Raw genomic sequence first — 9757 nt, forward strand, 5'->3', positions numbered from 1 at the left:
AAATTTTAAGGTTCTTATGAATACGATTTTACTGATTCCAACAGGTGAAGGGGTTGGTCTTACATCTGCCTGTTTAGGAATGATCTACGCTTTAGACTGTAAAGGGATTAATGCTGGTTTTCTTAAACCATTTTCTCAATTAGCAGATTCAACCGTTGATCGTACTGCAACACTTTATCGTCATTTATTTCAACATCAATCTGTTGAACCGATTGCTTATGAAAAGCTCACCCAGCTTCTTGGTTTAGGCGAAACAGATGAGCTACTCGAAGAAGCTGTTGCACTGCATCGTAAAATCTCAGCCAATCATGATGTGATTATTGTAGAAGGACTTGTTCCAAATGGACAAGATCACTTTGCCAATGAAATTAATGCCGCACTTGCACAAGCACTCGATGCCCAAGTCGTTTTGGTCAGCACAGCAGATTTAGCTGACCCACGTAAAACAGCTGAAAAAGTTGATGCACATTTGCGTCAATTCGGAGGTGCTGCATCACCGCGCACCACAGGCATTTTATTTATGCGAACCAAAGGTCTTCCTGAAGGTACAGCAGCAATTCCTGTCACACTTGATCCAAGTTTGCGTTTAGATAAGCAAATTGCTGAATTTTCAATACAATTACAACGTTACAATCGTTTTATTGGCACAAGTGAATTACCTATCATTGGTTTAGTGCCATTCAGTAATATTCTCAGCGTACCGCGTAGCTTAGATATTGCCACTGTTGTTAATGGTACTTGGTTAAATGAGGGTGAAGCAAAACAACGCCGTATTTTACATACCAGTTTAATCGCATCGGATATTGAAGCCGAATTACATAAATTTGTTGCTGGCGAACTCATCATTAGTGCATCTCAACGTACAGATGCCCTACTTGCAGCAAGTCTTGCAAGCAGTAATGGAATTCCTTTGGCGGGTTTAGTTTTAGCTGAACAAGCCGCTCCAGCCGCGAATATTTTAGAATTCTGCCAAGGTGCTATTAAACAAGGTCTACCAATTTTACACACTTCGCTAGACACATTAGAAACAGCACAACGCCTATATCATTTTGGCAATGAAATTCCCGTAGATGATATTGAGCGTGCTGAACAAGTGACGCGTTTTGTTTCAAGCCATCTTGATAATAGTTGGCTCGATCAACATACCCAGAACAACCTGAATCCACGATTATCTCCATCTGCATTCCGCTACGAGCTGGTACAAAAATCGATTGCTGCGAAAAAACGCATTGTACTACCTGAAGGTGATGAACCTCGTACTGTACAAGCCGCAGCGATTTGCCAATCACGTGGTATTGCTGAATGTATTTTATTAGCGAAACCTGAAGCTGTTGCTGAAGTTGCTAAAGCACGTGGTATTCAGCTTCCAGCTGATCTGCAAATTATTGATCCCGATAGTATTCGTGACCAATATATTGAACCTATGGTTGAATTACGCAAAGGTAAGCTAGATGCATTACAAGCAAAAGCACAGCTCCAAGATACTGTAGTCCTTGGTACAATGATGTTAGCACTTGATCAAGTCGATGGCTTAGTATCTGGCGCAATTCATACCACTGCCAATACCGTTCGACCTGCATTTCAATTGATTAAAACAGCCCCGAACTACTCATTAGTTTCATCAATCTTCTTTATGTTGTTGCCTGATGAAGTTTATGTCTACGGCGATTGTGCAATTAATCCAGATCCAAATGCTGAACAGCTTGCTGAAATTGCGATTCAATCTGCAGACTCTGCTAAAGCCTTTGGTCTTGATCCGCGTATTGCCATGATTAGTTATTCAACAGGTACGTCAGGCGCAGGTGCCGATGTTGAAAAAGTGGCTGAAGCAACCAAGATCGCCCAACAACGTCGTCCTGATTTACTGATTGATGGGCCTCTACAATACGATGCGGCTTCAGTTGAAAGCGTTGGACGTCAAAAAGCACCTGAATCTAAAGTTGCGGGTCGTGCCAATGTATTTATTTTCCCTGATCTCAATACTGGTAACACCACCTATAAAGCAGTACAACGTGCAGCGAATGTGGTCAGTGTCGGTCCAATGCTACAAGGCTTAAACAAGCCCGTAAATGATTTGTCTCGCGGTGCTTTGGTTGATGATATTGTGTTTACCATTGCCTTAACGGCGATTCAGGCAGCGCAACAGGATTAAATCACGATCCTGATATTATAAAAAACCATCTACCAGATAAAAAGTAGATGGTTTTTTATTAGACTTGTTTTTCCATGCGGCCAGCCACACATAAGGAAAACTAAAAATTTCAACACGTCTCCTGCCTATTTAGACCTTTAGCCAAATCTAAGCTAAAACTCCCACATTCATTGCTTTTTGTCATATAATTTAGCCCGCCAGCTAATCGCCCGCTCAAGAGAAATTTGATATGACAACGATCATCAAACAAGATGACTTGATTACATCAATCAAGGATGCCCTGCAGTTTATTTCTTACTATCACCCACAAGACTTCATCCAAGCGATGAGCCGTGCTTATGATCGTGAAGAAAACAAAGCTGCAAAAGATGCTATTGCCCAAATCCTGATCAACTCACGTATGTGTGCTGAAGGTCACCGACCAATCTGTCAGGATACAGGGATCGTTAACGTTTTCCTTGAAGTCGGCTTAGATGTTAAATTTGATTTAACCATGAGCTTGGATGATGCTGTAAACGAAGGTGTACGCCAAGGTTACCTAGAAAACTCAAACGTACTCCGTGCTTCTGTTTTAGCAGACCCAGCTTTTGGTCGTAAAAATACCAAAGACAATACCCCTGCCGTGATTCACTACAAACTCGTTCCTGGTAATAAAGTTGATATTACTGTTGCAGCGAAGGGTGGCGGTTCAGAAAATAAATCTAAACTTGCGATGTTAAACCCATCTGATTCAATTGTGGATTGGGTACTTAAAACTGTTCCAACGATGGGTGCAGGTTGGTGTCCACCAGGTATGCTCGGTATTGGTATCGGCGGTACTGCTGAAAAAGCCATGATGCTTGCCAAAGAAGCACTTATGGAAGAAATCAACATGGACGAATTACTTCGTCGTGGCCCACAAAGCAAGATGGAAGAACTCCGTATCGAGATCTTCGAGAAAGTGAATGCTCTCGGTATTGGTGCACAAGGTCTGGGTGGTTTAACCACAGTTCTTGATATTAAAATCAAAGATTACCCATGCCACGCAGCAGGTAAGCCAGTCGGTATGATTCCAAACTGTGCTGCCACACGCCACGCACACTTCCAGTTGGATGGTACTGGTGTTGCACATATCCAAGCACCTAAACTTGAAGACTACCCTGCTGTAACATGGGATTCATCTCAATCTAAACGTGTCAACCTTGATACCATTACTCAAGAAGAAATGAATGCTTGGAAGCCAGGCGATACATTACTTCTCAATGGTACAATTTATACAGGTCGTGATGCTGCACATAAGCGCATGGTTGACATGCTAAATAATGGCGAAGAACTTCCAGTCGATCTAAAAGGTAAATTCATTTACTACGTTGGTCCTGTTGATCCTGTTCGTGATGAAGTCGTTGGTCCTGCTGGTCCTACAACTGCAACGCGTATGGATAAATTTACGCGTCAAGTGTTAGAAGCAACTGGCTTATTCGGCATGATCGGTAAAGCGGATCGTGGTCCAGCGGCTGTTGAAGCAATCAAAGACAATAAAGCAACTTACTTAATGGCTGTGGGTGGCGCTGCTTACCTCGTGTCTAAAGCAGTTCGTGAAGCTGAAGTCGTTGCTTTTGCAGACTTAGGTATGGAAGCCATCTACAAATTCGTAGTTGAAGATATGCCTGTTTCTGTTGCAGTTGATGTGAATGGTACGTCTATCCACGCGACTGCGCCAAAAATCTGGCAAGCCAAGATTGGCAAGATTCCAGTAGTTGATGCTGCCGCTCAATAATACTCATACAATAATCTTAGCCGAATCATCGTATTCGGCTATTTTTTTGCCTAAAGCATCTGTTAAATTATAAAAAACAATAAGGATAACAAGATGAATAAAACAATATCGATCCTAATAATGAGTCTTTGCTGTGTAATGGTAACAGAAAATACATTTGCCAGTCCTGCTCAAAAAAAATCTGTAAAAGAACTAATTAGACTCAGTGATTTAGAAAACCTTTTACATTCGTCTCTAGATGAGATGCAGCCTGCATTAGACTCTAAAGCCGAAAGTATGCTTTTAAAAATTTTGGGTAAAGAGAGACTGACAACCAATCAAGAACATCTAGCACTTGTAGAACTCAGTCAATTATTAAAAGACAAAAGTTCAAAAATGTTTATGCGGCCTGAAACATTACAAACAATTGAGCAAATTTATACAGAAACACTGAGTGAAGAGGAAGTACAAGCTTATTTAAAATTTTTGCGAACGCCAGAAGGAAAATCAATCAACCAAAAAAATTTAACAATTAGCAGCAATGTTTTTCAATACATGAATAATTTAAATCAAAAGACCTTAAATGATCCTGAGCAAAATTTAAAACTCAAAGAGCAGCTTTTAAGCATCATCAAACCCTTAATTCAAGATGAATAAACGCTGCTCAATATTGACTACCACGTCAATGGATTCCAAAGTTTAAATGGCTTAACCAATAAGACCTCAGATTTTTCATCATACTTAGCTGGCTTTAACTCTTGAGGCTTAGACCGAATTTTACCTGAGGCATCTTGTGCCACAAAGTTATAGCTTGATGATTTTAGGCGAGTAAAGGCAATTTCCTGATGTGCGACTTTATCGGGCATGATCATAAATGGTCCCGTATGTTCGCTGCGAGAAATCTTATTTTCTTCATCATATTTAATAAAATAAGTTTGTGATGCATCAACCGTGAAATCTAAATACTTTGGTTTTTGGAAATGCATACCAGCCAATGGGCGGCTCACACTCAAACGATAGGTACCTGCTGGTAGTTCCACCCAATAATAGTGATTATGCAATAGGCTTGGGATTCGATGCCCATTAATAAATAAGTTTGCTGCTGCAATTTCTTGACGATTCCAACGTGTATCTGGACGATACAAATAAACCACCGCGGCTTGTTCATTTTGTGGTTTGATCGGTGTGTAAAATTGACCTAATTTTTGATTGACCCATCCACCAACAGTAAAACCTCCCACATGATACTGATCAAGCAGACCTGGCTCTTTTGTTGTATCTACTGGAGGTAAAGTTGCTGTGAGTGTTGTCGTATTTTCTTCAACTGTCTTATGACTTTGACAACCAGCCAATACCCCTGCACAACATAATGACAATATTAAATAACGCATGATATCCCTCAAGGCGTTTTCTTGGATTTATTTTTAACAGCGCAAAACTATGCGGATTTTCCAATTTTTAAGATTAACACCTCATTAATTAATTGCAAATAAAAAAAGCATGAAAACTCTAAGCTTTCATGCTTTTTAGATGAATGAGAATTAAGCAGATTTTGAATCAATAACTTTCAAATCTTTCTTTTCAACTAATTCAGGTGTTGTCACTTGTGGTAAACGTTCAGTCTTAAATGTTGGCTTAGCTGTACCATTAATTACAGCTTCATCCACAATAACCGTCCCCACATCACTACGACTTGGTAAGTCATACATGGTTTCTAGCAAAACGTTTTCTAAAATTGAACGTAAGCCACGCGCACCCGTATTTCGTTCAAGTGCTTTCTTCGCTACAGCACGCAATGCAGATTCATCAAAAACAAGATCAACATTTTCCATCGTGAAAAGATACTGATATTGGCGAGTTAATGCATTTTTAGGCTCTGTCAGAATTTGCATTAATGCTTCTTCATCCAGTTCTTCTAAAGTTGCAATCACAGGCAAACGACCAATAAACTCAGGAATCAGACCAAATTTGACTAAATCAGTTGCTTCGACTTGACGGAACAACTCAGAGACTTTTTTACTGTCGTCCTTATTCTTCACATCAGCCGTGAATCCAATACCGCCTTTCTCTTGACGTTGTTGTACAATTTTCTCTAAACCAGAGAATGCACCACCACAAATAAATAAAATATTTGAGGTATCAATTTGAATGAATTCTTGTTGCGGATGCTTACGACCACCTTGTGGCGGAATAGAAGCAACGGTGCCTTCAATCATTTTCAATAATGCTTGTTGTACACCTTCACCCGATACGTCACGAGTAATTGATGGATTCTCCGATTTACGGGTAATCTTATCAATCTCATCAATATAGATAATACCTTTCTGCGCTTTTTCTACATCGTAGTCCGCTTTCTGCAATAACTTTTGTACGATATTTTCAACATCTTCACCCACATAACCCGCTTCTGTGAGTGTCGTTGCATCTGCCATGGCAAAAGGAACATCCAATAAGCGTGCAAGTGTTTGCGCAAGCAAGGTCTTACCTGAACCTGTTGGTCCAATCAACAAGATATTACTTTTCGCAATCTCAATATCTTGATGTGCATGATGCGACTGACCAACTTTCAAACGCTTATAATGATTATAGACCGCAACAGATAGTGTTTTCTTTGCAACATCTTGTCCAATGACATATTGATCCAACGCAGCACGTATCTCATGTGGTTTAGGCAAAGCTTTAGTCGCCCAGTCACCTGCTTCAACTTGTTGACTGGTTTGCACTAAATCTAAGCAGACATCCACACACTCATTACAAATATATGCGTCCTCACCTGCAATCAATTTTCCAACTTCAGATTGTGTCTTACCACAAAATGAACAATGCTTTTGTCCTTGAGGATGTTCGGACATATTTACTCCACAACTTAAATCTTAAAAACTAGGGACGTTTGCTTAATACTTGGTCAACTAAACCATATTCTTTAGCTGCTTGTGCAGTCATAAAATTGTCACGATCTGTGTCACGTGCAATTCTTTCATAATCTTGACCACTATGCTCAGCCATCAGACGATTTAGACGCTCTTTGATATAAAGAATTTCACGTGCATGAATTTCGATATCAGACGCTTGACCACGGAAACCACCGAGTGGTTGGTGAATCATCACGCGTGCATTTTCAAGACAGTAACGTTTTCCTTTAGCACCCGCATTCAATAAGAATGCACCCATTGAAGCCGCTTGTCCCATGCAATATGTAACAACATCTGGCTTAATAAACTGCATAGTGTCATAAATTGCCATACCAGCAGTTACTGAGCCTCCCGGTGAGTTGATATAAAGATGGATATCTTTCTCTGGATTCTCAGCTTCCAGAAACAACATCTGCGCAACGATAAGATTCGCCATGTTATCTTCCACTTCACCAGTCAAGAAGATCACACGCTCACGTAACAAACGTGAGAAAATATCAAATGAACGCTCACCACGTGATGACTGCTCAACGACTACAGGAACTAAAGCATTTTCAATTGTTGGAACATACATATGTTTATTTATTCCTAAATTATTGTGACTCGATCATGCCAACAATATGAGGGATAATCGCTGAAATTGCAAAAGGTTCAACCCTAAATATTCGACTATTTAGACTAAAAGCTGGCAATTTTTCGATAAATTAACACTTTCATAACACGGATAAAAAAAGGCGCATTAAGCGCCTTTCTTCTGAACTTTTAAAAGATTAGCCACGACGAGCTTGTTGTTCTTTTAATAAGTCTTCGTAACTTACTGAAACATCTTTTACTTTAGCAGCAGCTAAAATGTGATCAACAACTTGATCTTCTAACACAACTGCTTCGATTTGAGCACGTTGTTGTTTGTCATTTTTGAAGTATTCAACCACTTCTGTTGGATCTTCATAAGAAGAAGCCATGTCATCGATGTAAGCTTCAACACGTGCTTGATCAACTTCAAGTTTAGCATCAGCTAATACTTTGCTAACCAATACACCAAGCTTCACTGATTTTTCAGCTTGTTCTTTGAACAACTCATCTGGAAGCATGCTGCTATCAAATGCACCTGCACCTTGAGCACCAAACTGTTGAGTGAACTGTTGAATCATTTGTTGACGTTGACGGTCAATTTCTTGAGCAACCATAGAAGCTGGAACTTCAATTTCATTTGCAGCGACAAGTGCATCAAATGCAGCTTGTTTAACTTGGTTACGAAGACCGTTGCGAACTTCACGTTCCATATTTTTACGAACGTCAGCTTTTAACTTATCTACGCCTTCTTCTTCAGTTAAACCAAAGATTTTTAAGAATTCAGCATCAATCTCTGGAAGTTTTTGTTTTTCAACAAGCTTCACAGTGATTTTGAATTGAGCTGCTTTACCCGCTAAGTTTTCAGCTTGGTAATCTTCAGGGAAAGTAACATCAATCACTTTCTCTTCGCCTTTCTTCATCCCGATGATGCCATCTTCAAAACCAGGAATCATACGACCAGAACCAAGAACCATTTTAAAGTCTTCAGCAGCACCGCCTTCAAACTTCTCGCCATCAACTGTACCTTCAAAATCGAAAGTCACTTGCATGTCTTTTTTCGCCATGCCTTTAGTTTCAGTCCAAGAAGCACGTTGTTTTTGCAAGTTTTCAATCATTACATCAACATCAGCATCGTTGATTTCTGATGATTTACGATCAATCTCTAAGTCAGCAAAAGCTTTCACTTCTACTTCTGGATACACTTCTACAGTCGCTTCATAAACTAAAGCATCATCTTTGTTTTCAACTTTTTCAATGTTCGGCATGCCGACCGCATTGATTTTTTCTTGTTGAATTGCTTCGAATACTGTGTCACGAATAATGTCATTCACAACTTCTTGATAAATGCTCGCACCATATTCACGGCGAACAACATTTAAAGGCACTTTACCTGGACGGAAGCCGTTGATCTTCACAGTTTTGGCAGTGCGTTTTAAGCGAGCTTCAAATTGCTCGTTAACACGGCTCGTCGGTACAGAAACATTTAAACGACGGGCAACGCCCGAAACCGCTTCAGTCGTTACTTGCATGGCTTCCTCGATATATAGTTAGTAGTAACATTTTTAAAAGTGCCACATTATATGACAACTTTCTAGATATACAAAATCAGATGATCAAAATTCCCTATTTTTCCTAATTTTCCAGAAAAACAATATTTAAATTCTCAACCTAAAAAATCAAACTAACAATTTTAAAATAATCATTTAAGTATAAAAAACATAGCATTAAACAAATCAATCGTTAATACTGATTCTCATTATCAAAAACAAGCATAATATCAATTATAAAATTAAATTATAAATATCATAAGCTTAAGCCTATACAATTCATTATATAGCCAAAATCACAATTGATAATAATAATTATCATTAGACTTCTCACAAAATGTTACATAGCTTAACAATCTACTCACTTTTACTACATTTTTGTGGAAGTTTAAAAAGATCAAAAGCTCTGTCATTCATCTGTTTAATTTCGGGGGTTCTCTCATGGCAAAAATCAAAAGCCGTAAACATATTGCTACAACACCGTTAGTTGCACTTGCAGCAAGTCTACCTTTAGTCAGTCATGCGGCAACTAAAGAAGAAAAAGTGACTCAACTTCCAACCATTGAAGTGACAGCGCAAGAGATCTATAAAGCCAATACCGTTAGTTCCCCAAAATACACACAACCTTTAGTAGACACACCTCAAACGATTCAAGTAATTAAAAAAGAAATTAGGACTTACGCACTATCATTTATAGATTCTCTGTGGTAGCAGATGATTTTTATCGAGAATAAAGTCATCAATGAAGTTTTTGATCATTGGTCTAAATAATTTCTTCTGCCAACGATATATATTTTCAAAGATCCGCTCAAACTGGTTCTTTTGTATCTCAACGTAG

The 9757-nt window shown here is 39.1% G+C and carries 7 protein-coding genes and 2 pseudogenes; 4 read left to right on the top strand and 5 right to left on the bottom strand.

What is annotated here, in order from left to right; translation table 11 throughout:
* The first annotated feature begins 16 nt into the window (after positions 1–16).
* The 3 genes from pta (at position 17) to F908_RS00905 (ending at position 4544) form a co-directional block, all read left to right on the top strand.
* On the top strand, positions 17–2152 hold the full coding sequence (pta, locus tag F908_RS00895; RefSeq protein WP_005156174.1) for a phosphate acetyltransferase: 2136 nt from the start codon (positions 17–19) through the stop codon (positions 2150–2152).
* Positions 2153–2381: 229 nt separating this feature from the next.
* Complete coding sequence (locus F908_RS00900; RefSeq protein ID WP_005156176.1) at positions 2382–3908, top strand: fumarate hydratase; 1527 nt, start codon at positions 2382–2384, stop codon at positions 3906–3908.
* A 93-nt stretch (positions 3909–4001) separates the two neighbouring features.
* Entirely contained in the window at positions 4002–4544 is a 543-nt protein-coding gene (locus tag F908_RS00905) for a DUF2059 domain-containing protein (protein WP_005156179.1), read from the top strand.
* 17 nt (positions 4545–4561) lie between these two features.
* On the opposite strand, the gene F908_RS00910 is transcribed toward F908_RS00905, so the two are convergent.
* From F908_RS00910 to tig, 4 genes are all read right to left on the bottom strand, one after another.
* Positions 4562–5278 carry a DUF2846 domain-containing protein gene (locus F908_RS00910; RefSeq protein WP_005156180.1) on the bottom strand — a complete coding sequence of 239 codons (717 nt, stop codon included), beginning with the start codon at positions 5276–5278 and terminating at the stop codon, positions 4562–4564.
* Positions 5279–5428: 150 nt separating this feature from the next.
* Positions 5429–6739, bottom strand: a complete 1311-nt coding sequence (gene clpX / locus F908_RS00915; RefSeq protein WP_005156181.1) for an ATP-dependent Clp protease ATP-binding subunit ClpX — start codon at positions 6737–6739, stop codon at positions 5429–5431.
* A 28-nt stretch (positions 6740–6767) separates the two neighbouring features.
* The gene (gene clpP / locus F908_RS00920; protein WP_004660445.1) at positions 6768–7373 is read right to left on the bottom strand and encodes an ATP-dependent Clp endopeptidase proteolytic subunit ClpP; all 606 of its coding nucleotides are present in this window, start codon (positions 7371–7373) and stop codon (positions 6768–6770) included.
* Positions 7374–7569: 196 nt separating this feature from the next.
* Positions 7570–8901, bottom strand: a complete 1332-nt coding sequence (tig, locus tag F908_RS00925) for a trigger factor (RefSeq protein ID WP_005156182.1) — start codon at positions 8899–8901, stop codon at positions 7570–7572.
* Between the two features lie 459 nt (positions 8902–9360).
* Here tig and F908_RS00930 point away from each other — a divergent pair.
* Positions 9361–9591: pseudogene (locus F908_RS00930) on the top strand (TonB-dependent siderophore receptor); the annotation flags it as partial.
* Between the two features lie 15 nt (positions 9592–9606).
* Here the strand turns inward: F908_RS00930 and F908_RS15830 are convergent.
* Positions 9607–9757, bottom strand: a pseudogene (locus tag F908_RS15830) (IS701 family transposase); the annotation flags it as partial.

Origin of the sequence: Acinetobacter sp. NIPH 284, from assembly GCF_000369425.1 — a bacterium.
Lineage (GTDB): Bacteria > Pseudomonadota > Gammaproteobacteria > Pseudomonadales > Moraxellaceae > Acinetobacter.

What these genes read in the sequence shown, in the direction of transcription:
- pta (WP_005156174.1), top strand. Translation starts at nt 17, where the DNA reads ATGAATACGATTTTACTGATTCCAACAGGTGAAGGGGTTGGTCTTACA.
- F908_RS00900 (WP_005156176.1), top strand. Translation starts at nt 2,382, where the DNA reads ATGACAACGATCATCAAACAAGATGACTTGATTACATCAATCAAGGAT.
- F908_RS00905 (WP_005156179.1), top strand. Translation starts at nt 4,002, where the DNA reads ATGAATAAAACAATATCGATCCTAATAATGAGTCTTTGCTGTGTAATG.
- F908_RS00910 (WP_005156180.1), bottom strand. Translation starts at nt 5,278, where the DNA reads ATGCGTTATTTAATATTGTCATTATGTTGTGCAGGGGTATTGGCTGGT.
- clpX (WP_005156181.1), bottom strand. Translation starts at nt 6,739, where the DNA reads ATGTCCGAACATCCTCAAGGACAAAAGCATTGTTCATTTTGTGGTAAG.
- clpP (WP_004660445.1), bottom strand. Translation starts at nt 7,373, where the DNA reads ATGTATGTTCCAACAATTGAAAATGCTTTAGTTCCTGTAGTCGTTGAG.
- tig (WP_005156182.1), bottom strand. Translation starts at nt 8,901, where the DNA reads ATGCAAGTAACGACTGAAGCGGTTTCGGGCGTTGCCCGTCGTTTAAAT.